Source organism: Aliiroseovarius crassostreae, from assembly GCF_025137635.1.
Lineage (GTDB): Bacteria > Pseudomonadota > Alphaproteobacteria > Rhodobacterales > Rhodobacteraceae > Aliiroseovarius > Aliiroseovarius crassostreae.
In genome coordinates this window covers 1449734-1471092 of the sequence record NZ_CP080772.1, presented here as the reverse complement: position 1 = coordinate 1471092, position 21359 = coordinate 1449734, and the positions used below count along the sequence as shown (strand labels likewise).

General features: G+C 58.4%; 22 protein-coding genes and 2 tRNA genes. 5 read left to right on the top strand and 19 right to left on the bottom strand.

The features are described 5' to 3' along the window. Nucleotides 1-2 precede the first annotated feature (2 nt). Nucleotides 3-491, top strand: coding sequence for a 30S ribosomal protein S9 (rpsI, locus tag K3J57_RS07010; protein WP_055191985.1), 489 nt, complete (start codon nt 3-5; stop codon nt 489-491). Between the two features lie 96 nt (nt 492-587). Then, a tRNA-Arg gene (locus K3J57_RS07005) sits at nt 588-664 on the top strand. 249 nt (nt 665-913) lie between these two features. On the opposite strand, the gene K3J57_RS07000 is transcribed toward K3J57_RS07005, so the two are convergent. The 10 genes from K3J57_RS07000 to pcaF form a co-directional block, all read right to left on the bottom strand. Then, complete coding sequence (locus tag K3J57_RS07000) at nt 914-2245, bottom strand: TadE/TadG family type IV pilus assembly protein (protein WP_259797659.1); 1332 nt, start codon at nt 2243-2245, stop codon at nt 914-916. Between the two features lie 12 nt (nt 2246-2257). After that, on the bottom strand, nt 2258-2662 hold the full coding sequence (locus tag K3J57_RS06995) for a TadE/TadG family type IV pilus assembly protein (protein ID WP_173487079.1): 405 nt from the start codon (nt 2660-2662) through the stop codon (nt 2258-2260). Nucleotides 2663-2930: 268 nt separating this feature from the next. Continuing rightward, nucleotides 2931-4958: a phenylacetic acid degradation bifunctional protein PaaZ gene (gene paaZ / locus K3J57_RS06990; RefSeq protein ID WP_259797656.1), complete on the bottom strand. Its 2028-nt coding sequence runs from the start codon at nt 4956-4958 to the stop codon at nt 2931-2933. Nucleotides 4959-5023: 65 nt separating this feature from the next. After that, on the bottom strand, nt 5024-5782 hold the full coding sequence (locus K3J57_RS06985; RefSeq protein ID WP_259794681.1) for a Phenylacetic acid catabolic protein: 759 nt from the start codon (nt 5780-5782) through the stop codon (nt 5024-5026). A 37-nt stretch (nt 5783-5819) separates the two neighbouring features. After that, nucleotides 5820-6884, bottom strand: a complete 1065-nt coding sequence (locus K3J57_RS06980) for a 2Fe-2S iron-sulfur cluster-binding protein (RefSeq protein ID WP_259797654.1) — start codon at nt 6882-6884, stop codon at nt 5820-5822. Nucleotides 6885-6935: 51 nt separating this feature from the next. Continuing rightward, on the bottom strand, nt 6936-7409 hold the full coding sequence (paaD, locus tag K3J57_RS06975) for a 1,2-phenylacetyl-CoA epoxidase subunit PaaD (RefSeq protein WP_259797652.1): 474 nt from the start codon (nt 7407-7409) through the stop codon (nt 6936-6938). After that, nucleotides 7409-8170 carry a 1,2-phenylacetyl-CoA epoxidase subunit PaaC gene (paaC, locus tag K3J57_RS06970; protein WP_055192060.1) on the bottom strand — a complete coding sequence of 254 codons (762 nt, stop codon included), beginning with the start codon at nt 8168-8170 and terminating at the stop codon, nt 7409-7411. Before paaC ends, paaD begins: the two co-directional genes overlap by 1 nt. Continuing rightward, nucleotides 8170-8454, bottom strand: a complete 285-nt coding sequence (gene paaB / locus K3J57_RS06965; protein ID WP_055192062.1) for a 1,2-phenylacetyl-CoA epoxidase subunit PaaB — start codon at nt 8452-8454, stop codon at nt 8170-8172. Before paaB ends, paaC begins: the two co-directional genes overlap by 1 nt. A 12-nt stretch (nt 8455-8466) precedes the next feature. Then, nucleotides 8467-9456, bottom strand: a complete 990-nt coding sequence (paaA, locus tag K3J57_RS06960) for a 1,2-phenylacetyl-CoA epoxidase subunit PaaA (RefSeq protein ID WP_259794672.1) — start codon at nt 9454-9456, stop codon at nt 8467-8469. A 2-nt stretch (nt 9457-9458) separates the two neighbouring features. Next, nucleotides 9459-10661 (bottom strand): 3-oxoadipyl-CoA thiolase, encoded by a 1203-nt coding sequence (gene pcaF, locus K3J57_RS06955; protein WP_311196503.1) that lies wholly within the window; start codon nt 10659-10661, stop codon nt 9459-9461. A gap of 383 nt (nt 10662-11044) precedes the next feature. Between pcaF and K3J57_RS06950 the strand changes: the two genes are divergently transcribed. Beyond that, the gene (locus K3J57_RS06950; RefSeq protein WP_259794669.1) at nt 11045-11857 is read left to right on the top strand and encodes a helix-turn-helix domain-containing protein; all 813 of its coding nucleotides are present in this window, start codon (nt 11045-11047) and stop codon (nt 11855-11857) included. Between the two features lie 214 nt (nt 11858-12071). On the opposite strand, the gene K3J57_RS06945 is transcribed toward K3J57_RS06950, so the two are convergent. From K3J57_RS06945 to K3J57_RS06915, 7 genes are read right to left on the bottom strand one after another with little or no spacing between them, the layout of a single operon-like run. Further along, nucleotides 12072-13004: an AEC family transporter gene (locus K3J57_RS06945; RefSeq protein WP_259786873.1), complete on the bottom strand. Its 933-nt coding sequence runs from the start codon at nt 13002-13004 to the stop codon at nt 12072-12074. Next, nucleotides 13005-13805 carry an MBL fold metallo-hydrolase gene (locus tag K3J57_RS06940; RefSeq protein WP_259794666.1) on the bottom strand — a complete coding sequence of 267 codons (801 nt, stop codon included), beginning with the start codon at nt 13803-13805 and terminating at the stop codon, nt 13005-13007. Further along, nucleotides 13802-14623: a TatD family hydrolase gene (locus K3J57_RS06935; protein ID WP_259794661.1), complete on the bottom strand. Its 822-nt coding sequence runs from the start codon at nt 14621-14623 to the stop codon at nt 13802-13804. The genes K3J57_RS06940 and K3J57_RS06935 overlap by 4 nt, the downstream gene beginning before the upstream one ends. Nucleotides 14624-14633: 10 nt before the next feature. Further along, nucleotides 14634-15761, bottom strand: a complete 1128-nt coding sequence (locus K3J57_RS06930; protein ID WP_259794659.1) for a DNA polymerase III subunit delta' — start codon at nt 15759-15761, stop codon at nt 14634-14636. Continuing rightward, a complete protein-coding gene (gene tmk, locus K3J57_RS06925; RefSeq protein WP_259797649.1) occupies nt 15758-16408 on the bottom strand; it encodes a dTMP kinase in 651 nt (216 codons plus the stop codon). The genes K3J57_RS06930 and tmk overlap by 4 nt, the downstream gene beginning before the upstream one ends. Before the next feature lie 10 nt (nt 16409-16418). After that, on the bottom strand, nt 16419-17627 hold the full coding sequence (locus K3J57_RS06920) for a D-alanyl-D-alanine carboxypeptidase family protein (protein ID WP_375542826.1): 1209 nt from the start codon (nt 17625-17627) through the stop codon (nt 16419-16421). A 1-nt stretch (nt 17628) separates the two neighbouring features. Continuing rightward, complete coding sequence (locus tag K3J57_RS06915; protein ID WP_259797647.1) at nt 17629-18531, bottom strand: SPOR domain-containing protein; 903 nt, start codon at nt 18529-18531, stop codon at nt 17629-17631. 198 nt (nt 18532-18729) lie between these two features. Here K3J57_RS06915 and K3J57_RS06910 point away from each other — a divergent pair. Beyond that, nucleotides 18730-18819, top strand: a tRNA-Ser gene (locus K3J57_RS06910). 199 nt (nt 18820-19018) lie between these two features. Here the strand turns inward: K3J57_RS06910 and ssb are convergent. Next, on the bottom strand, nt 19019-19534 hold the full coding sequence (gene ssb / locus K3J57_RS06905; RefSeq protein ID WP_259797644.1) for a single-stranded DNA-binding protein: 516 nt from the start codon (nt 19532-19534) through the stop codon (nt 19019-19021). A 334-nt stretch (nt 19535-19868) separates the two neighbouring features. On the opposite strand from ssb, the gene K3J57_RS06900 reads away from it, so the two are divergent. Then, nucleotides 19869-20426, top strand: coding sequence for a lytic transglycosylase domain-containing protein (locus K3J57_RS06900; RefSeq protein ID WP_055192487.1), 558 nt, complete (start codon nt 19869-19871; stop codon nt 20424-20426). 73 nt (nt 20427-20499) lie between these two features. Here the strand turns inward: K3J57_RS06900 and K3J57_RS06895 are convergent, their stop codons facing one another. Next, a complete protein-coding gene (locus K3J57_RS06895) occupies nt 20500-21276 on the bottom strand; it encodes an AraC family transcriptional regulator (protein WP_259797641.1) in 777 nt (258 codons plus the stop codon). Nucleotides 21277-21359 lie beyond the last annotated feature (83 nt).

The following is a 21359-nucleotide window of genomic DNA, read 5'->3' as shown; positions in this document are numbered from 1 at the left end:
TCATGACTGAAGAGATCAAATCGCTTGATGAGCTGAACGCTGTCGTTGAAGGCACCGAAGCCGCTATTGAAGTTGCTGCCCCCCGTGAGCCCGTCCGTGACGAGCTGGGTCGTTCCTATGCCACCGGTAAGCGTAAAGACGCTGTGGCCCGTGTCTGGATCAAACCGGGTTCGGGTAAAGTGGAAGTCAACGGTCGCGACGTGAACGTCTATTTCGCACGCCCCGTTCTGCAGATGATTCTGCGCCAGCCGTTCGAAGTGGCCGGTGTTCTGGGTGAATTCGACGTATACGCCACCGTAAAAGGCGGCGGTCTGTCGGGCCAGGCAGGTGCTGTGAAACACGGTATCTCGAAAGCTCTGCAACTTTACGAACCCTCGCTGCGTGGCGCTCTGAAAGCCGCTGGCTTCCTGACCCGCGACTCGCGTGTTGTGGAACGTAAGAAATACGGTAAGGCCAAAGCCCGTAAGAGCTTCCAGTTCTCGAAGCGTTAATTCGTTTCCAGAGCAGAAAAATTTCGGAAAGGGTCGCCATTGGGCGGCCCTTTTCATATTGCAGGCCCTTGGCGCTTGTCCTATACCGACCTCAACGCACCTATAGCTCAGCTGGATAGAGCGCTGCCCTCCGAAGGCAGAGGCCGCACGTTCGAATCGTGCTAGGTGCGCCATTCAACCCGAACAGTATGAACGTCGCAGGCACTGGAACCGTGGCAATTTGCGTTCGGTTGCGACCGCTCTCATCTCCTGAGGTTTGGGCAAGGCTAGGACGGAAGAACGCACCTCATCACAGCTGCTTCAAACGAGTTGGCGGCGGCAATAGGTGCCATTGCGACTGGCAGTCTGGCGTTGTGTGAGCGGGGCCGAACCGTCCCTCCCGGGCGGGATACGGGTGCTCTGGGGCGCTTGGGACAGGGGGATCAATGCGCCAGGCGGAAATACTCGGCTTCGAAATTTGATTCCATTCCGGTTCCGCAAAAGCCCATATTCATGTTGGAGGTCCCACTGATTGATCCCTCGGAAATGATCGATGCGCCCTGAATACCGTCTGCATTTGCCGAAAAGGCAATGTCTTTCTTTGCCAGAAGCTGGCTGCCGAAAATGCTGAGACCCGAGCTGAACTCCATCCCGCCCATGGACAGGATCTGGGCGCCGCCCCCGGCAGCACAATTGTCATCACGGCCGATCTGCAGGTTCGAGCTGGAGGTGATCGCTTTCACATAGGTGTTGGTGGTGGCGATGATCGCATCTTCGATCACCACTTCCTGTCCAAACTGAATTTCGCAAGGCGTCAGGATGACCACATTTGAAATTGCCATGACAGTTTTTGAATCGTCATACAGCTTCAACACCCCGTTATTGTGGCAATCAAGGTAATGCACACGCCCAGCGGTCAAATCGCTCATGCTCAGCCCCTTACCGCTAGGGGGGGTCATGTAGATGGGGGAGAGGGTTTCATCCACATAATCCGGAAGAACATCGGGGTCGGCATTCAGAAGCCCGTCAATGATGTCTTCCAGCTTGTTGATAATACGCAGGCGATAGCTGCCCTCGCGAAGCGCAGATTGCAGGCCTTCATTGGTCTCCCAGCCTGAATTCGGCAAATCAAGATCCGCCAAATTCGGCATTGAAACAACGGTGCCTTCGTCGAAAATATTGTTTGAATTCAAGGATACATAGGAGTTCGAGTGGATACAGAACCCGTTTGTAAACGCGTTGTTGGACTGAATGTCGACCTCGTCATTGGCCACGAAACCTTCTCGGAAACAGGCAGGCCGATAGGTGGTGAAGATGGATTGCGCGGTCATGTCATAGGAGCTGTAACCTATGAGGTCGAGCAGCAGGGTGGTAACCGGATTGCCTGTTTCGCTCAGCCGTCCGCTGTTGATCAGAACAGATTTTCGCGAGGTGGGATCCTCCAGGAACCCGCCGCTGACGTAATCGAATGTTCCAAAAGTGATATCCTCGAGTGTGATGATCTGGCCAAACTTGTCCTTCGGCATCGCGGTTTCCACGATGTTCAACGCCGCCAATTTGGCAGTTTCCGCAGAATTCGTGTCACGAGAATAAAGGGCGGCATGGGCGGCCTGATCGGCAGTGACCTGCAATTGCGTGCGCGCCGTGATCAGCTGCGTCATGTCAATTGCAATTGCGGCCAAAAGGATCATGGTGGCAAAGATGTAAAGCCCAAAGACGGTTAACGCACCGTCTTCGCTTTGTCGGAATGTTCGCATGTTTTCAGGACGTTTCATGACGCGGCACCCCTAGTATTCGAGGAAGTGCTGCGCGGTGACACCAACATGATATCCCTTCAGGAAATCAAAGGCATCTACTGCGGTCAGGTCAGAAACGGGGATTGATGCGGTTGTCGTGATGATACCAGAGCTCAGGGTGGTGACGGCGCTTGCCCCCGATGACAGGTCGGACAGGGCGCTGACAACATAGGCCTGTGTCGCCTCGGCGCTCTCAAGCCGACCGATCGAGAAAGCCCGGTTCGCATCCTGTACAACGCGCAGAATGGTGGACTGGCGGAAGAAGACAAACGACACGTCGGCAACCAACGCCATCATGACAACAAAAACCGGCAGCCACATCACCGCTTCGATGGTCATGGCACCGCGTTCGCTGCGGCAGAAATTTTTCATGATGTTGCCTGTTGCCCAAGCCATCCTAGCTATCCTCTCATAAGAGCCTCAAATCGAAAACTTGCTAAAACCGCTTTACTAAGGGTCAAGGTAAACTGGGGCGAAATTGTGGCAGAGTGAGGGCATTGTTTCGTTGAATAGGGCAAAACAAGTGGAAATTCGGTTATTTTGGAATTTAATTATATTCTAGAAACAATGACCGCGCCGGAATGGAACAATCCCCGCGCGGTCGTCTTTTTGTTGCCAAAGCGGGCTTGGTGAAAGAAATGTTCCCGTCACACAAGCCTGTTTGTCAGTAGGCGTTCATGGTTAACAGCTCATATTCCGCAACAAGCTCATCACCCTGGTTGGTCAGGGTCACATGCCAGCGCACTTCACCATAATCTTCGGTTCGACGGGTCTTTGCTTTTACGGTCAGGCGCACTTTCATGCTGTCCCCGGCCTCTACTGGCTTCATGAAGCGCAGGTTGTCCAGCCCGGTATTGGCCAGAACCGGCCCTTCGTTGGGTTCGACAAACAGACCCGCCGCGAAACTGAGCAACAGATAGCCATGGGCGACCCGATCCGGGAAGAACGGGTTTCGTTTCGCAGCGTCGCTGTCCATATGAGCATAGAATGTGTCGCCGGTGAAATGGGCAAAGGTTTCGATGTCTTCCAACGTCACCTTGCGCGATTTCGTGTGCAGGGTCTCGCCAATTGACAGCTCACCAAATTTGCGCGTGAACGGGTGGGCTGGACCGGTGATTTCCGTCGATCCCGGCACCCAGCGATTGCCGATGGTTGTCAGGATGTCCGGGCTGCCCTGAATGGCGGTGCGTTGCATATAGTGCAGAACACCACGCACACCGCCCATTTCCTCGCCACCGCCCGCGCGTCCCGGACCACCATGCACCATATGGGGCAGGGGCGAGCCATGCCCGGTGCTTTCCTTCATCGAGGTCGCGTTGTTGAAATAAAGCCGCCCGTGAAAAGCGCCCGCCCCAAGGGCCATTTCTCGCGCCACCTCGCCAGACGCGGTAATGACGGAAGCGACCAGCGATCCTTCGCCTTTGTTCGCCAACTCAATCGCATGGGAAATGTCGCGATATCCCATGATGGTCGAGACCGGGCCAAAGGCTTCGGTTGAATGCACCAGGCTGGCCGTGTCAGGCGATTGGCAATGAAACAGCATCGGTTTGACAAAGGCGCCTGCATCCACGTCGCCGGCAAAACCCGTGTCATCAGGGTCGCCATAGACCAGCGCCGCCTCGGTGCCAATCTGCGCCGCCTTTTCCAGCACGTCGCGCTTTTGCCCCGCCGAGACCAGTGCCCCCATCCGAACCCCTTCCGCGCGTGGATCCCCGACAACGGTTTTCGCAAGCCGGTCTGAGAGGGCCTCAATCACGTTCTGAACCTGTGCTTCAGGTGCAATGATCCGGCGAATGGCGGTGCATTTCTGCCCGGCCTTCGTGGTCATCTCGCGATGGACCTCTTTGATGAAGAGGCCAAATTCGGGTGTGTCGGGTGTGACGTCCGGGCCAAGAATGGACGCGTTCAGACTGTCCTGCTCGGCAACGAAACGCACCGAGTTTTTCAGGATATTGGGGTTGGAACGCAGCAGTGAAGCGGTCTGGGCCGAGCCGGTGAAGCTCACCACATCCTGCGGACCAAGACGATCAAGCAGATCTCCGGTGCCCCCGGAAATCAATTGCAGGGCGCCCTCTGGCAGAATGCCACTGTCCAGCATGATCCGCACACAGGCTTCTGTCACATAACAGCTTGCGGTGGCGGGTTTCACAATGGCCGGCACACCTGCCAGCAGGGTCGGGGCGAGCTTTTCCAACATGCCCCAGACCGGAAAATTGAACGCATTGATATGCACCGCCACCCCTTGCAGGGGTGTGGCAATATGCATGCCCAGAAAGGTGCCGTTTCGGGAAAGCTGTTCGATATCACCATCAATATAGATGTCGCCATCGGGCATTTCCCGCCGCCCTTTCGAGGCAAAGACAAACATTGTGCCCACGCCGCCATCAATGTCGATCATGTGGTCCGATTGGGTGGCGCCAGTATCAAAGCTCAGATCATACAGCGCCTGTTTGTGCTGCCCCAGATGCAGCGCCAGCGCCTTGAGCATCTTGGCGCGATCATGAAACCCCATCTTGCGCAGGTTCGCGCCCCCAACATTGCGACCATAGTCCAGCATGGCCTGCATGTCGAGTGACCCGCCACCCGCTTCGGCGATCCGGGCTCCGGTGATGGCGGAATGAATGGGGCGGGCATTTTTACCGGGTGCAACCCACTGCCCAGCGGCGAAGCTGGCTACTTTCATGATCGTCATGTCTTGGTCCTCTCAGGATCAGGAAATCTTATGTATGTCGGGGACAAATCTTGGGGCGGGTTGAGTCAGGGGGCCGACAGCCCCAATGTTTCCAACTGTTCCGAAGCGGCCTTGTCCCATTCCTCACGCAGTTCGGCATTGGTGGAATGACGCAGGCCAAACCGGGTCAGTTGTTCTGCACGCGACGAAACGGTCTGGCCAAAACTTGCGGCCACCCGTGGCCACCAGTAATCGACCGAGCGTTGCAGCGCAGCCTTGTCCGCGCCCGCGGCCAGCATATGCTCGATGCCCTCAATGGCCAGATCGGTGTGGTTGACCTCAACCGGCATGATGTCACGGAACGTCCCGGCGAGGGGCTGATACGACACACGGCACAGTTCGCTCAGCTGTACGGACACCGCCAACCCCATCAACATATTCATCACCACCGCGTCTTCCCATGAGGTCAGGGGGTAGTTGAACACAGACAGGCGCATGTCATGTGCGCTGCGGGTGGTGCCAATATCCGCCTCACGGGCGAGGCGGTCTGTCCAGGGGTGGTGGGTGGCGTAGCGGTCGGTATTGGCACCAAATTCGCCCATGATCTTCAAAACCTTGTCGGCATTGTCGGTTTTTTCCAGCACGATCTTGGCTGCGGCGATACGTTCCTTGATACCCGGACCCGCATTGATCATATCCGCAAAACCCGCAGCCCCCGCCAGCTCGCTGTCCACGAAGCTTGCCATGAGCCGCATGAGTTCCGCCCGGTATCGTGCCGGCACATTCTCCGGGTTGGTCAGCTGGCCGCCCTGGGCCAGATAGTCGGTGATGCTCATCTCGCTCATGGTGTATCTCCCTGAAATATGTCTTTTAACCGATTGATTACTGGTCGAAATCAACGATGACCTTGTCGGATTTCGCGTAGGCCTGGCAGGAGAGCACATAGCCCTTTTCGACCTCGTAATCCTCCAGCGCATGGTTGGCGATCATGTCTACGTCACCTTCCAGGACCTTACAGCGGCAGGTCGAACAGACCCCGGCCTTGCAGGCATACGGCGCGTCCATGTTCTCGGCCAGGGCCGCGTCGAGGATCGAGGTGTCGGCGTCCATAGTGATGGTGCGCGACGAACCATCGAGGTTGATCACCGCTTCGGTGCCAGTGCCGGAACTCGCGCCTTTCGACACGGCCTTCTTGGCGGCACGGCCCGGTTGGGCAGAGGCGAAGAGTTCGAACTTAATCTGGCCATCAGACAGCCCGTGCTCGCGCAGGGATTTGGCAATGCCCAGCATCATCGGTTCGGGGCCGCAGATGAACGCCGTGTCGATGGATTTGATATTGATCCACTGTTTGAACAGAAGCGCGCATTTTTCCTCATTCACCAACCCGGTGAAAAGGTCGATTTCCTGCGTGTCGGCCTCCAACACATGGATCACGGTGAAGCGACCCATATAGCGGTTCTTGAGGTCTTCGATCTCCTCGCGGAACATGATGGTGGTGGCAGATTTGTTGGCGTAGACCAGCGTGAAATCGGACAAAGGTTCGCGGGCCAGGGTGGTCTTGATGATCGACAGAACCGGTGTGATGCCCGATCCCCCCGCAAAGCCGAGATAGGATTTCGCGCTTCCCGGTTCGATTGCCGTATGGAAATTGCCCATCGGCGGCATGGCCTCAATGGTGTCCCCCATGGCCAGCTCTTCATTGGCCCATGTGGAAAACGCCCCGCCGTCGACGCGTTTGATGCCGACCTGAAGGATACCGTCATCCTTGCCTGCGCAGATCGAATAGCTGCGGCGCAGTTCCTGCCCGTCGAAGTCGCGACGGAAGGTCAGGTACTGGCCCTGGGTGAAATCAAAGCTCTCCGGGTCGTCCGGGGTCAGGGTCACCACCACCGCGTCCCGGATGGTTTTGTGAATGTCGGTCACGGTCAGTTTGTGAAAGCGCGCCATGGGTCTCTCCTCAGATGTTTCGGTATCCCGGTTGCGGAATGCCGAACCGCGTCAGATGCATTTGAAATAGTCGAAAGGTTCAAGACAGCTTTTGCATTTCCAAAGTGCCTTGCAGGGGGTGGAGCCGAACTGGCTGGTCCGTTCCAGATCCTTGCTGCCGCAATTGGGGCAACGATCCGGAGTGCCGCCGGGCGAGGGGGGGGCAATGCCGTATTCTTCGAGCTTTGCCCGCCCTTTTTCGCTCAGCCAATCGGTGGTCCAGGCTGGCGAAAGCTGTTGTGACAGCGTCAGCCGGGTGATCCCGCGGTCGCGCAACGCGGTTTCAATATCGAGGTTGATGATCGAGGTGGCCGGGCAACCGGAATAGGTTGGGGTGACGGCAATATGCAGCAAATCGCCCTCACTGTCCTTCTCCCAACGCACATCCCGGATGACCCCCAGATCCACCAGGGATATGACCGGGATTTCCGGGTCCGGCACCTGGTCAAGCCAGGTCCAGATCGTATCAACCGAGGGGTGGGTCATTACCAGCTGGCCCCGGGATAGGCCCGTTGCAGCCATTGCATGGAGCACAACATGTGACCCAGATGCTCGGTATGCATATAGCCGGTGCGCCCCCCTTTATGGGCATAGGTGCTGCCGGGAATGCTCAGCGTGGCCTCGCTCAGAACCGCTTGCACCTTGGCGTCATACTCCGCCCTGAGGCTGGCCGGGTCCGGGGCAATACCTGCCGCCACCATGGCGTCATCCACCGCATCCCCGGCAAACATCTCACCAACATAGGGCCAGAGATACTCCAGGGCGGCCTGCATCCGGTTGTGGCTTTCCTCGGTGCCGTCCCCAAGACCAATCACCGTGTCCCCCGAACGCTCCACATGATAAGCCACCTCTTTCGAGGCTTTTTCGGCAATTGCGGCAATGCGTTCATCGGTTGAATTCTGCAGCTTGGACAACATGACCTGTGACCAGGCGTCATAGAGGAACTGGCGCATCAGGGTCTGGCCGAAATCGCCATTGGGCAGCTCAACCAGAAGCACGTTGCGAAAATCCCAGACGTCGCGCAGGAAGGCCAGATCATCGGCCGACCGGCCTTTCCCCTCAACCTCACCCGCAAGCCCCAGCCATAGCTGGGTCTGGCCGATCATATCAAGCGCGGTGTTCGCCAGCGCAATATCTTCCTCCAGCACCGGGGAATGACCGCACCATTCGCTGACGCGGTGCCCCAGCACAAGGCAGTTATCCCCCATGCGCAGAAGGAACTGAAACAGTTGGTCCTGATCCGCCATCACATGCTCCCCACTTCTTCGGGAATGTCGAAAAAGGTTGGGTGGCGATAGACCTTGGAATTGGACGGCTCATAAAGCGGGCCTTTTTCTTCCGGGCTAGAGGCTGCGATATGGGCCGCCTCAACCGCCCAGATCGACACGCCTTCATTGCGCCGGGTATAGACGTCACGGGCGTTCTTGATCGCCATTTCCGCGTCAGGGGCGTGCAGGCTGCCCACGTGGCGGTGGCTCATCCCGTGCTGACCGCGGATAAAGATTTCCCAAAGGGGCCATTCGTTGCTCATCTGATTTCTCCCTTATTCTGCTGCGGTTCGCGCGGATTTCTTGCGGGCGTGTGCCAGAAGACCGTCGCGCACCCAGGCGCCGTCTTCCCAGGCACTCACCCGGTCTTTCAATCGGTCGACATTGCAGGGACCATTGCCCTTGATCACGTCGAAAAATTCGCTCCAATCCGGGTCCGAGAAGTCGTAATGCCCGCGCTCCTCGTTCCATTTGATGCCGGGATCCGGCAGGTCGAGGCCCAGATATTCGATCTGCGGCACGGTCTGGTCGACAAATTGCTGGCGCAGCTCGTCATTGGATTTGACCTTGATTTTCCAGGCCATGGATTGTTCGGAATGGGTGCTTTCGCTGTCATTTGGGCCAAACATCATGATCGCCGGGAACCACAGGCGGTTCACCGCGTCCTGTGCCATTTTCTTCTGTTCCGGTGTCCCGAAGGCCATCTGCATGATCGCGTGATAGCCTTGGCGGGCGTGGAAGCTTTCTTCCTTGCAGATGCGGATCATTGCACGTGAATAGGGCCCGTAGGAGGTCCGTTGCAGCGCAACCTGGTTCACAATCGCGGCCCCGTCCACCAGCCAGCCCACTGCGCCAATGTCAGCCCAGTTCAGCGTCGGGTAGTTGAAGATCGAGGAGTATTTCATCCGGCCTTCATGCAGCAATCGCACCAGCTCATCCCGGCTTTCGCCAAGGGTTTCGGCGGCGGAGTAGAGATAGAGCCCATGGCCGGCCTCGTCCTGCACTTTCGCCAGAAGGATTGCCTTGCGCTCCAGCGTGGGGGCGCGGGTGATCCAGTTGCCTTCCGGTAGCTGGCCAACCACCTCGGAATGGGCGTGCTGACCGATCTGGCGGATCAGTGTGGCGCGGTAATCATCCGGCATCCAATCCTTTGGCTCGATCTTTTCGCCGCGATCAATGCGGTCCTGAAATTCCCGTTCCTGATCAGACATTTCCTCGCGTGTCTTCACACCGGAACGAGCGGTTTTGATCATCTGTGCATACATTGTCAGATCCTTTCGAGAATAAGCGCAACCCCTTGCCCAACACCCACGCACATGGTGCAGAGCGCGTAGCGCCCTCCCGTGCGTTGCAGCTGGTAGGCGGCGGTCATGACAAGGCGCGCACCGGACATGCCAAGTGGGTGGCCCAGTGCAATGGCACCCCCATTAGGGTTCACATGGGGCGCATCATCCGCCACCCCCAAAGCCCGGAGAGTTGCGAGCCCCTGAGAGGCAAAAGCTTCGTTGAGTTCAATGACATCCATCTGCTCGATGGTCAGCCCTGCTTTGGCAAGAACCTTGCGCGTGGCCGGTACCGGACCGATGCCCATCACACGGGGGGCAACGCCCGCAGCCTGCATGGCCACAACCCGTGCCATGGGTTTGAGATTGTTGCGCGCAGCGGCGGCTTCCGAGGCGATGATCATCGCGGCGGCCCCGTCATTCACGCCAGAGGCATTGCCCGCGGTGACCGTTTTGTCCGGGCCGTTCACGCCCTTGAGGCCCGCAAGCTTTTCGGCGCTGGTGCCGGGGCGGGGATGTTCGTCCGTGTCGATGACCAGCGGGTCGCCCTTGCGCTGGGGTAGGGTAACCGGAGTGATTTCGTCGTTAAAAACGCCAGCCTCATGTGCGGCCTGCCAACGGGCCTGGCTGCGGGCGGCAAAAGCGTCCTGATCTTCGCGCGAGATATCGTAGTCTTCGGCAACGTTATCAGCGGTCTGTGGCATGGAGTGCGTTCCATGGGCCGCATCCATCGCTTTGTTTACAAAGCGCCAGCCAATTGTGGTGTCATAGACCGCATTGGCGCGGGAAAAGGCGCTGTGGGCCTTGGGCATCACGAAGGGGGCGCGGCTCATGCCTTCGACCCCCCCCGCGATACAAAGTTCGTAATCCCCCGCCTTGATGCCACGCGCAGCCATGCCCACCGCATCCATGCCCGAAGCACAAAGGCGATTTACAGTGGTGCCGGGAACCTCAACCGGCAACCCGGCCAGAAGGGCGGCCATGCGCGCCACATTGCGGTTGTCTTCCCCCGCCTGGTTGGCGTCGCCATAGATGACATCATCCACGCTTTGCCAATCCACGTCCGGATTGCGTGCCATCAGCGCTTTGATTGGGGCTGCGGCAAGGTCATCCACGCGCATCCCGGACAGGCCACCGCCAAAGCGGCCAATCGGTGTGCGGATGGCATCACAGATAAATGCGGTCATCAGGTCCTCCCAGATCCTTCGGTCTGCGTGATGGTCTGACGCAAAACCGACCGTTTGGTCGACAATACGAAGGAGTAGGCTTTCGGGCAAGAGAATTTATGGAGATGAGGTGAAATTAAGGGGTTTTGATGACAAAACACGGGTGCCCCAAGGATAGTTGCATAACAATACGAACCAAAACATATTGAAAATATTTGAGAAATATCGTTTTGATCTGGAGTTTTGCAAAATCTCGGGGCATGTTTTGCATATTGCGAGGGGATATGATAAAGGTTGAATGGCGAACTGCGATGCAATCTGGGGTTAATCAGCGTCAAAGATCGTCCCTCAGGTCACACTCACAAAACACAGTCAAGGGAAGTTGAGAGGCTTCGGGGTAGGTGATGTCACAGACCGAAAATGAGTATAGCCCTCGGGAAATCTACCAGGTCTTTTCGCGCAACCTGCGCGAACTCGTCGCGCGCGCGCCAAGTTCCGTGACACAGATCTGCCGGGAGATCGGCGTGAACAGAACCCAGTTCAATCGCTACCTGGCCGGACAGGCCAGTCCCCGCCCGGATATTCTGCACAAGATCTGCGCGTATTTTCAGGTGGATGCCCGTATCCTGCTCGAACCGCTCGCGGATCTGGAGGATGTCTTTAACGCGCAGGGTATTCCGTGGATTACCAACGCGGCCTTTCGCCAGCATGTAGTGTCTTCTCAGGATCGTTTGACCCTTTCCTTGCCGGTTCCTCTTGGTATTCACCGGTATTGGCAACGATCGTCGCTCCATCCCGATTGGGTGAACTCTTTCACCATGCGCATCTATAAGCTGGACCGCGCAACGGTCTTTCGCGCCCTGTCCGATCCGGGGAATGACAAGATCCTGACCCGCCATGATGTGCGCTCGGGGCGGGAATTCAAAGGCATTTTCCTTGCGCAGGTTGATGGTGTCACAATGCTTTCGTTTCAAGAGGACAGCCTGCGTATCGGGATGGGATACCTCACCCGGCTGACCTCGGACAGCCCGATTCTGTCCGGCATTACCCTAGCCTCTCAGCCTGAATTGCTTCAGGCAACGCGGATTGAACGCTGCGTGTTGGAGTTCCTGCCACAAAAGCTGGGGCTTCTTGAGCGGTTGCGCGGACGGGGAGGGCGGGCATTGGCGGATCTGCCAGAGCATATTGCCCATGGCCTCAGGGGGGATGTGCGCTGAGGCTTAAAGCGTTTCGGTTTTAACCTGACGCAGGGCAAAACCGAAGCGCGGCAAGAGGTCTCAATGCCGTGGGCGTTTCGAAATAAACACGTGTCTCAAGTTTATCCCGAAACGCTTTAGTTTGAAACAACGCGATGTGGAAACGCCGCGCACCCTGTAAGGAGGGTGGGCTTTTTCCGGTCATTGCTGTGATCCAACAAGAACAGGAAACGCTTTAAGGGCTTAATGCCATCAACCACCCCCAGGCGGTGATGATGGAAAGGATCGTGGCCACCAGAACCGCCGTGGCCGCCACTCGTTTTGCGACCCCATAGAGATTGGCGAAAACATAGGCGTTGACGCCCGGAGCCATGGCGGCGGTTATGACGGCGGAGCGAAAGGCCATCTCGTCAAGGTCAAGCAGGCGCCCAACCATCCATGTCATGGCCGGATGAAGCCCCAGAGATACAGCGCAGATATAGGCCACGGTTCGAATGTCGCCCTCGGGTCGATAGCGATAAAGAACCCCTCCCAATCCGAAAAGGGCAGCGGGAATGGCAGCTTTGGCAATCAGTGAAAATGCGTCCAGCACCACGGCCGGCAAGGAAAAGCCCCCAAGGTTCACCAAAAACCCAAAGGCAATCCCGATCACCAGCCCGTTTTTTGCCATCGAGCGGAGAAATCCCAGAAATGCTGCTCCAAGCCCTTTGTTTTGTGAGCGCGCTATCTCCATCGCCATCACACCGATCACATAACATGTCGGCGCATGGATTGAGATAATGGCGAAGTTTGCCCCCAGAGCGTCCGGGCCAAAGGCGCGCTCTGTAATCGGCAGGCCAAGCAGGAGTGAATTGGAAAACAAGGTGACAAACCCGATTGCCACCGCGTCCGGCCAGGGGCGGGAAAACAGGAACCGTGCGCCCAGAAGCCCGGCGAAAAAGCCGCTGACGGCGCCGGTGTAGAAACTGATCATCAGGCGGGGTTGAAAACTTGCGCTCAGGTCCAGACGTGAAATGGCTAGGAACAGCAGGATCGGCACCGCGAGATTGGTGGCGAAATACATCAAGCCTTCAACGGCGTCGGCGGTGATGATCTTGCGCCAAGTGGCGAGATAGCCAATCCCAATCACCAGAAAGACCGGTAAAATGACCTCAATCAGGGCCCCCATCTATGCCTCGAACGGGATCACCATCCCGTCATAGGCCGCAATCACGTGATCCGGCGTTTCCGCTTCGACCGTCGCATGGTCCAGATCAATATGCATATTGGTCAGCACCCCTTTGCGCGCCCCCACGCGGTTGATCCAAAGCAGCGCGTCATCCAGATTGAAATGGGTTGGATGCGGCGTGCGGCGCAGGGCGTCGATAATGAAGATATCCAGGTCCTGCAGGGCAGGGCGTGCGGCCTCAGGGATTTCACTGACATCTGGCAGATAGGCCAGTTTTCCAATCCGAAAGCCCAGCGCGTCGATATTTCCGTGGGTCACCTCAAACGGGGTCATACGGATTGCGCCTCCGGCCCCTTCGATCACCACGTCTCCGTCGATTGTGTTCAGGTCCAGGATCGGCGGATAGCTTGATCCCTTGGGTTGCACAAAGGCATAGCCAAAGCGCGACATCAGGTCGTTCTGTGTTGGGCCATCCGCCCAGACCTGAACCCGTTTGCGCATGTTGTAGACAACCATGCGAAGGTCGTCGATGCCATGCATGTGATCAGCATGGCCATGGGTGTAAACCACTGCGTCAACCTCGCCCACGCCAGCAGCCAGAAGCTGATGGCGCATGTCGGGGGACGTGTCGATCAAGACGCGCGTCACACCCCCATCCTCTCCGGTTCGCGTCACCAAGGCCGAGCAGCGTGAGCGGATATTTTTCGGGTTGTTCGGATCGCAATCCCCCCAAAGCCCGCCGATCCGCGGCACCCCCCCGGATGAGCCGCAGCCCAGAATGGTGAAGCTGTAACCGCTCATCTGGCTGGGGCCTTGTAAGCGGCCGCCTTGGAAAACAGACGGTCGAAATTGGCTTGGGTCTGTGCGGCGAATTCTTCGTAGCTGAGGCCGAAAACATCGGCGCCCACCCGGGCGGTATGCGCCGTATAGGCAGGTTCGTTGCGTTTCCCGCGTTTGGGGGGCGGGGCAAGGTAGGGCGCGTCGGTTTCCACCAGGATGCGGTCAACCGGAGCTGCGGCAAATATATCGCGCACGTCCTGACTGCGTGGAAAGGCAGCGATGCCGGACATGGACAGGTAAAACCCCAGATCAATCGCCACCTGGGCGAGGGCCGGACCTGAACTAAAGCAATGCATCACGCAGTTGAAGGCACCATGGGTGTGGGCCTCTTGCAGGATCCGCGCCATGTCCTCATCCGCATCCCGCGCGTGGATGATCAGCGGAAGACCGGTTTGGCGGGCCGCCTCGATATGCACCAAAAGGCTTTCGATCTGAATCGGTTTGCTGTCGGCCGTATAGTGGTAATCCAACCCGGTTTCGCCAATGGCGACAAATTTGGGATGATCTGCCAGGGCCACCAGTTCCTCCACCGTGACCATTGGTTCGCTGGCGGCCGACATGGGATGCGTGGCGGCTGCGAAGAAAACCGGGTCAAACGCATCGGCAATGGCCTGAACCTGCGCAAGGTTCTGCATTTTGGTGCAGATGGTCACCATACGGGTCACCCCGGCACGTTCGGCGCGCGCGATGATCTCCTCCAGCTCGCCCTCGAAATCAGGAAAATCCAGGTGGCAGTGGCTGTCGGTGAGGGTGGGGATCGGGCTGTCGGACATGCTCATCAAGCGCCTCTTATGCGACCGAACGGGCCGCCGTTTCATTCATCTTGAAAACCATATCAAGGATCAGGGCGGCCGGGTCAAGATTGACGGCTTTGCCATGAGAGGCACGGGCCGACAGCTCCTGCTGCAAGGACGCCCAATCGCGTGCGGCGCGCGGATGCGGCGCAAGCCGTTCAAACAAAGCCGTTTCCCCATCTGCTGCAGGCAATTGTGCCGGCATTCCGGCCCCATGGCGGGCCAGACGCGCGAGGAACAGGTCAATCAGTCGCAGTGTGACCTCAAACCGGGAGGCGTTGGCTTTGCCAGCCACCCCATCTGCCAGTTTCAAGGCCCTTGGCCGGTCATAATTGGGGGCGGAATGCAGAATATGCACAAGTTCGCCATAGATCCCCAGCCCGTTCACCTGAAGAAGCTGCAGGGCTTCACCCACGGATCCCCCGGCCAATGCCCCCAGCGCCTGCATCTCATCCGGGCCGGGATATTCGTCCAGCCCGTTCATGATCTGCGCCAGAGCGTCCGGCGCCAGCGGGGGCAGGCGCAACTCACGGCAGCGCGAACGAATGGTTGGCAACAGCCGCGAGGGCTGGTGGCTGACCAAAAGCATCACAACATTCGCTGGCGGCTCCTCCAGCACTTTCAGCAATGCGTTTGCGGCCGAACTGTTCATCTCATCCGCCGCATCCACAATCACCACACGACGTCCACCACCTGCCGCACTGAGGGCAAAGAAGCTTTTCAGTTTGCGCACCTCATCAACGGTGATGTCCTGTTTGTGACGTTTGAGCTTGTCATCCCAGGGACGGCGCAACAGGAACAGGCCGGGTTCTGACAGGGCGTTCACCCGGCGTGCAACCGGATGATCGGCGGCAATGTCGAGGCTTTGCGGGGGCGGGGCGGCAAACATCCCGCCATCGTCAGGAGGGGTGGCCAGAAGAAATCGGGCAATGCGCCAGGCCAGCGTGGCCTTGCCCACGCCGCGTGGTCCGGTGATCAGCCAGCCATGGTGCAGCCGGTCCGAAGTGAACGCCTCGAGAAAGCGCGCTTCGGCGGCGCCTTGTCCAATCAGCTGCAAGGCGTCACGGGGATGCGGCACGCCTTCGATACAGTCCGGTTGGGGGATCTCGTCTGCGGCACTCATCGGTCCGGGCTTTCTGAAAGAGCGGCGTCGGCGAGCGTGGCCACATCTGCCGCGACGCTCTGCATGTCCCGCGCACCATTCACCACGCGAAACCGATCAGGGGTGTCCTTGGCCAGTTCCAGAAACCCCTTGCGCATCAGTTTTTGCAGATCCGCACCGAAATCCTCAAACCGTTCCTCGGTACCATTGCGGCTTTTTGCGCGCGCCAGACCGACCTCCGGGTCCATGTCGATCAGAAAGGTCACATCCGGTTCCTGCCCGATCATCAGCGTGTGCAGTTGATCCACCGTGGCGCGGAGATCCCCGGAACGGGTGCCTTGGTAAATCCGTGTGCTGTCGGCGAAACGGTCTGTGATCACGATTTTCCCCGCGGCCAGGGCAGGGCGGATCAGCCGTTCAAGATGATCCCGTCTTGCAGCCGTAAATAACAAAAGTTCGGTTTCCGCCGACCAGCGGTCGGGGTCCCCCTGTAACACCAGGGCGCGAATTTCCTCGGCCCCCGGGCTGCCGCCCGGTTCGCGTGTCAGCACCACATCATGGCCCGCTGCCCGCAGATGCTCTGCCAACAGGCGTGCCTGGGTGGATTTCCCCGACCCGTCAATACCTTCAAAGCTGATGAACAGCCCCGACCCGTTTTCGCTGATCATATCTGACCTGTCAGTTGAGGAGAGAGGTCAGGGCGCTGTCCTGCCCCATAACCTTGCCCAGAATGCGTTGTGCCGCCACGCCCATACGCTTGCCGATCCCGGCGGCGGCAACATCTTCTGCGGCGACAAGCGGGACAATCTGGTCAGGCAGGTCGGGACGTTCCACGATCATTTCAGCGAGCTGCTGACCGGCGCTGATCGGCGCTTCGGTTGGGCCGACCCATTTGATTTCAGCCTTGAGCGGGTCACGTCCAACCGCAGAAACCAGCAGTGACACATCCTCTGCGGTGGTCAGGCCAACCGAATTGGCATTGCCAAGCCAGACCGGAATTTCGGCCACTTTTTCCCCGGCCTTTACCGGGGTCTTGATGGCAAACTGACGGAAGGCCCAGTTCACGATTGCCTCCGCCTCTTCCGCACGGGCCTTGGAGGAGCTCATACCCGAAAGCACAAACACGATGCGGCGATTTCCCTGACGGGCGGATCCCACCAGCCCGTACCCGGCTTCTTCCGTATGGCCGGTTTTCAACCCGTCCGCACCGATCCCCAGTGGCAGGAGCGGGTTTCTGTTGAAGCGGTTGTCAGGTGCGCGGCCTTTGTAATGGAATTCGCGTTGCGCAAAATAGGGGTAATATTGCGGGAATTTCGTGATCAGGTAATTGGCCAGGATGGCGAGGTCTTTCATCGACATGCGTTGCCGTGGGTCTGGCCAGCCGGAGGAATTCCCGAAACTGGAATTCTCCATCCCCAACTCCTTGGCCCGTTCCGTCATCATCCGTGCAAAGGCCTCTTCCGTGCCGCCGAGCCCTTCGGCCACCGCGACGCAGGCGTCATTGCCGGATTGCACGATGATGCCCTGGATCAGCTCTTCTACCGTCGGGCGGTCGGTCTTGTTCAGAAACATGGTGGAACCGCCCATGTCCTGCGCCCGCTGCGAGACCGCAAACGGGGTGTTCATCGAAACACGCCCGTCCTCAAGCGCTTCGAACAGAAGGGCAATGGTCATCAGCTTTGACATTGAGGCCGGTGGCAGGGCCACGTCGGCGTTCTTCTCCATCAAAACGGTGCCCGTGGTCACATCCAGAACATAGGCGGAAGAGGCACGGGTATCAAAGGCACGGGCGGGCAGGCCAGCGAAGACAAAAACCACCATCGCGGTGATCAGAGCAGATAGGCGAAAGTGGCGAACGGTGTGTCTGGTCATGTCTTTTCTGGTCATGTCAGTGGCTCACGAAATAGGCGTCGGCAAAGCCAAGATCCCGAACTTTCTTCAGGATCGAGGAGCGTTCGGCGCTGCTGGTGGTTGGACCGACAATCACGCGCCAGAACGATTTTCCACTGGTGGAGCCCGGTTTGATCGTGGGCAGCATCCCTGCGCGTTTCATGGCTTCTGCGGTGTTCTTGGCGTTGGTTTCCACGCTGAAAATACCGATCTGGATATAGGGTTTTGCGAGACCGGACGGTTTGGACGGGGTGGCCACGGGTTTCGCCGCCGGCTTTGCTGCGGGTTTAGCAGTGGGTTTTGCCGCGGCAGCGCCCGAAGGGGCCGTGGCTTCAGCCCGATCCAGCGCGGCAGACGCGGCGGCAATCGGATCGTCCAGCGTGTTTTCACTGATTTCGCCACTTTCAAGCGCATCCGGTGCTGGGACAGGAGTGTCATCAATCTCGGGCTCTGGCTGGACGGTTTCTTTGCGCAGCGCGGTCACCGAGAGGTTGACCGGATTGCCCGCCAGCATGCCCAATGTCTCAGCCGCGTCAGATGACACTTGAAAGCGCGGACCAGGCACGTCACGTTCGCGCCGGAACAGGGCCCCGATTACAAATTTCCCGTTTGCTTCATTGCGAATGATCACACGCTCCGGGTCCTTGGCATCGGAATGCGCCACCCATACACCTCCGAGGCTGGGGCGGCCATCCCACAAGCCGGTTTCCGACATCTGAAACACTTCGGGCGCCTCGACATCCCGTTCCACGGTGCGGCTGGTTGTGCCAGCGGTGGCTGTTGCGCCATCCGAGCTGCTGTTTTTCTTCAGAAAACCCGGAAGGTTGGTGTCGTCACATCCCGCAACCGTCAATGCGCCCGTCAGGATCATCGCCACTTTCAAAGTGGTCTTTTTTGCCATGTTATGCCCCTAAAATTCTTGCTGGCTCTTTCGCCGTTTCCGCCCAATTGCGGCTATAGTAGCGGCATGTTCCTTTTGTGAAAAGTCCCGTGCGAAGAATGGGCAAGAACTGGCATGCACGGGCGCGCGGGGGGCGATCAAACTGGCCCGGAAAGGGGGTTTTAGAATCAAAACCTTGCCGTTATGAGTTCCCGGGTCGGAGGAGTGGCAGAGTGGTTGAATGCACCGGTCTTGAAAACCGACGTAGGTGAAAGTCTACCGTGGGTTCGAATCCCACCTCCTCCGCCATCACCCGAAATTGGGTGCGCGTTTTTCCCAAAATTTTGCTTCATTCAGACCGGCGCAGGACCCTGCGGCGGAAATCTGTGATTTGAATGCTGGTTGAAAACTCATTCCCGTTGCGGACCAAAAAGACCGACCACAAAAAAAGCGCCCGACCTGCTGGTGGGCGCTTTTTGAACTGTTGGGATGAAGATCCCGTGTCCAATCAGAACGGGATTTCGTCGTCGAACCCGCCGCCGGAGGATTGCCCGCCGCCTTGAGTGCCGCCACCAAAGCCCCCGCCCTGATCATAGCCGCCCCCTCCTTGGGAGCCTCCGCCATAACCGCCGCTCTGGCCGCCGCCATAACCGCCGCCGCCGCCACCTTCGCCACGACCGTCCAGCATGGTCAGGGTCGATCCAAAACCCTGCAGCACAACTTCGGTCGAATAGCGGTCATTGCCGGACTGATCTTGCCACTTGCGGGTCTGCAATTGACCTTCGATGTAAACCTTTGATCCTTTGCGCAGATATTGCTCTGCCACCCGAACCAGGCCTTCGTTGAAAATGGCGACCGAGTGCCATTCCGTGCGCTCGCGACGCTCGCCGGTGTTGCGGTCTTTCCAGGTTTCCGAGGTGGCGATGCGCAGGTTGCACACTTTGCCGCCGTTCTGGAAGGAGCGGACTTCGGGGTCACGGCCCAGATTGCCGATCAGCATTACCTTATTGAGCGAGCCTGCCATGGACGGCTTCCTTTCGATTCTTCACATTTCGCATATCGTTACACAGATACGCCCCAAGGTGAAAACGGTTTCCTGTGGATGAATTCGTCCCGCGCGGGCAGCCGGAGGAATTCAAAAATGGTGCGGGAAGCCGTTAGGGCGCTGGCTGGCGCCAAATGCATTGCCCAGATGGTGCGTCCGGGTGTTTTGGAAAGCCCGGCTTTGCGGCATTTGGGCATAAAACCGCCGCGGCCATTGTCGCGTTGCATTTTTTAACTATATTGCCTGCAGAAGTTTGGAGAGAAACATGTCTCAGCGCAGCGTTTTTCATAGGATTGGTTTGGGTCTTTGCTTGATGTCGCTTCCGGTGGCACCGGCCTTTTCGGATGGGCTGTTCTCCAGCTCAACGGGGCGCGCCAATTTTTCGTCGCAACTGGATGTGCTGGACACACGGGCCGCTGAGCAATATGCCGGGTCAACCCGGTTGCGGCCCAATGCGGATCAGGAACAGGGTGGCGCAGAGGGGATACCGCGGTTTTCAGGGAACTATCGCGGCCAATACCTTTCCATGGCCAAGGCGGCCGCGCGCAAACATTCCATTCCCGAGGACCTGTTTTTGCGCCTCGTGCAGCAGGAAAGCGGCTGGAACCCCCGTGCAAAAAGTCATGCCGGAGCGATCGGGCTGGCACAGCTGATGCCCTTCACCGCGCGCAAACTGGGGGTGAACCCGCATGATCCCAGACAAAACCTGGAAGGGGGCGCCCGGTATCTGCGTCAGCAATACAACAAGTTCCGATCCTGGCGCCTTGCGCTGGCGGCCTATAACGCGGGGCCCGCGGCGGTCGAGAAATATTCCGGAGTGCCGCCTTATCGGGAAACGCGCGGTTATGTAAAGGCGATCCTCGGCGGGTGATGCCCGGGCTTTTTCAGCCTGTTTATCGTCAGTCAGTCTGCCGCGCCAAAAGGCGGCCGGGGTCAATGCGTCGTCAGTGCGTCGCACGGAATTGCGAGGGCGTCACCCCGGTGTGTTTCTGAAAGGACCGGGTGAAATAGGCGGCGGAGGCAAACCCAAGGCTGCGTGCGATGTCTTTCACCGGAAGCGTGGTTTCGCTCAGCAATCGGCGTGCTTCGTAATGGACCCGATCCGCGAGAATGGTCGAAGCTGACCGCCCGCAGGCCCTGTTGCAAACCCGGCTGAGATGGGTGGGGGTCACGCCCAGCGCGCCAGCATAGTCCCGCACGGATTTCGGACTGTGGAAATCCTGCTCGACAAGGGCCGCGAAAGCATTGGCCAGTTTGGCACCGGATTTTGCCTGTGCCGGAGAACGGTCTTGGTCGAAACATTGATGTTCAACCTGCCGATCCAGCCAGACCGAAATCAGACCGGCATGGCACATCATCGCGCGATGGGCGCGTTCGGCATGGGCTGCGTCAAACCGGTCCATCTCTTTTTGCAGGTTATCAATCATCCGGCTGAGTTCCATCTGCCGGTCCCCGTCAAGCAGGCGCAGGTGAAATGGATCGCGCGGCAACGACAGCCCCTCTTCGCTGCCTTGTGGAAAGACAACCATTGTGCCGCTGACCTGTGCTGAAACCTCAAACCCGTGCATGATGCCGGCAGGCACGAAGATACAATTATGCGGGCCATATCCTGCCGTGACGCCATTCACGGTGATCCGCCCCTGACCACGGGTGAACCAGATCAGAACGGGAGCACCGTAGGAACGCATCGCTTCGGTTCGCCATCGTCCCCCTTTGCTCATCCGCGCCAAGGGGACGACGCGGAAAGGAGAGGGCAAAGAACGTGTCTCTGGTTGCATTTGTGACATGTGTGGACCCCGGCAGG

Coding starts and splice junctions, on each gene's coding strand:
- rpsI (WP_055191985.1), top strand. CDS start 3: ATGACTGAAGAGATCAAATCGCTTGATGAGCTGAACGCTGTCGTTGAA.
- K3J57_RS07000 (WP_259797659.1), bottom strand. CDS start 2,245: ATGAAACGTCCTGAAAACATGCGAACATTCCGACAAAGCGAAGACGGT.
- K3J57_RS06995 (WP_173487079.1), bottom strand. CDS start 2,662: ATGGCTTGGGCAACAGGCAACATCATGAAAAATTTCTGCCGCAGCGAA.
- paaZ (WP_259797656.1), bottom strand. CDS start 4,958: ATGACGATCATGAAAGTAGCCAGCTTCGCCGCTGGGCAGTGGGTTGCA.
- K3J57_RS06985 (WP_259794681.1), bottom strand. CDS start 5,782: ATGAGCGAGATGAGCATCACCGACTATCTGGCCCAGGGCGGCCAGCTG.
- K3J57_RS06980 (WP_259797654.1), bottom strand. CDS start 6,884: ATGGCGCGCTTTCACAAACTGACCGTGACCGACATTCACAAAACCATC.
- paaD (WP_259797652.1), bottom strand. CDS start 7,409: ATGACCCACCCCTCGGTTGATACGATCTGGACCTGGCTTGACCAGGTG.
- paaC (WP_055192060.1), bottom strand. CDS start 8,170: ATGGCGGATCAGGACCAACTGTTTCAGTTCCTTCTGCGCATGGGGGAT.
- paaB (WP_055192062.1), bottom strand. CDS start 8,454: ATGAGCAACGAATGGCCCCTTTGGGAAATCTTTATCCGCGGTCAGCAC.
- paaA (WP_259794672.1), bottom strand. CDS start 9,456: ATGTATGCACAGATGATCAAAACCGCTCGTTCCGGTGTGAAGACACGC.
- pcaF (WP_311196503.1), bottom strand. CDS start 10,661: ATGACCGCATTTATCTGTGATGCCATCCGCACACCGATTGGCCGCTTT.
- K3J57_RS06950 (WP_259794669.1), top strand. CDS start 11,045: ATGTCACAGACCGAAAATGAGTATAGCCCTCGGGAAATCTACCAGGTC.
- K3J57_RS06945 (WP_259786873.1), bottom strand. CDS start 13,004: ATGGGGGCCCTGATTGAGGTCATTTTACCGGTCTTTCTGGTGATTGGG.
- K3J57_RS06940 (WP_259794666.1), bottom strand. CDS start 13,805: ATGAGCGGTTACAGCTTCACCATTCTGGGCTGCGGCTCATCCGGGGGG.
- K3J57_RS06935 (WP_259794661.1), bottom strand. CDS start 14,623: ATGAGCATGTCCGACAGCCCGATCCCCACCCTCACCGACAGCCACTGC.
- K3J57_RS06930 (WP_259794659.1), bottom strand. CDS start 15,761: ATGAGTGCCGCAGACGAGATCCCCCAACCGGACTGTATCGAAGGCGTG.
- tmk (WP_259797649.1), bottom strand. CDS start 16,408: ATGATCAGCGAAAACGGGTCGGGGCTGTTCATCAGCTTTGAAGGTATT.
- K3J57_RS06920 (WP_375542826.1), bottom strand. CDS start 17,627: ATGACCAGAAAAGACATGACCAGACACACCGTTCGCCACTTTCGCCTA.
- K3J57_RS06915 (WP_259797647.1), bottom strand. CDS start 18,531: ATGGCAAAAAAGACCACTTTGAAAGTGGCGATGATCCTGACGGGCGCA.
- ssb (WP_259797644.1), bottom strand. CDS start 19,534: ATGGCAGGCTCGCTCAATAAGGTAATGCTGATCGGCAATCTGGGCCGT.
- K3J57_RS06900 (WP_055192487.1), top strand. CDS start 19,869: ATGTCGCTTCCGGTGGCACCGGCCTTTTCGGATGGGCTGTTCTCCAGC.
- K3J57_RS06895 (WP_259797641.1), bottom strand. CDS start 21,276: ATGAGCAAAGGGGGACGATGGCGAACCGAAGCGATGCGTTCCTACGGT.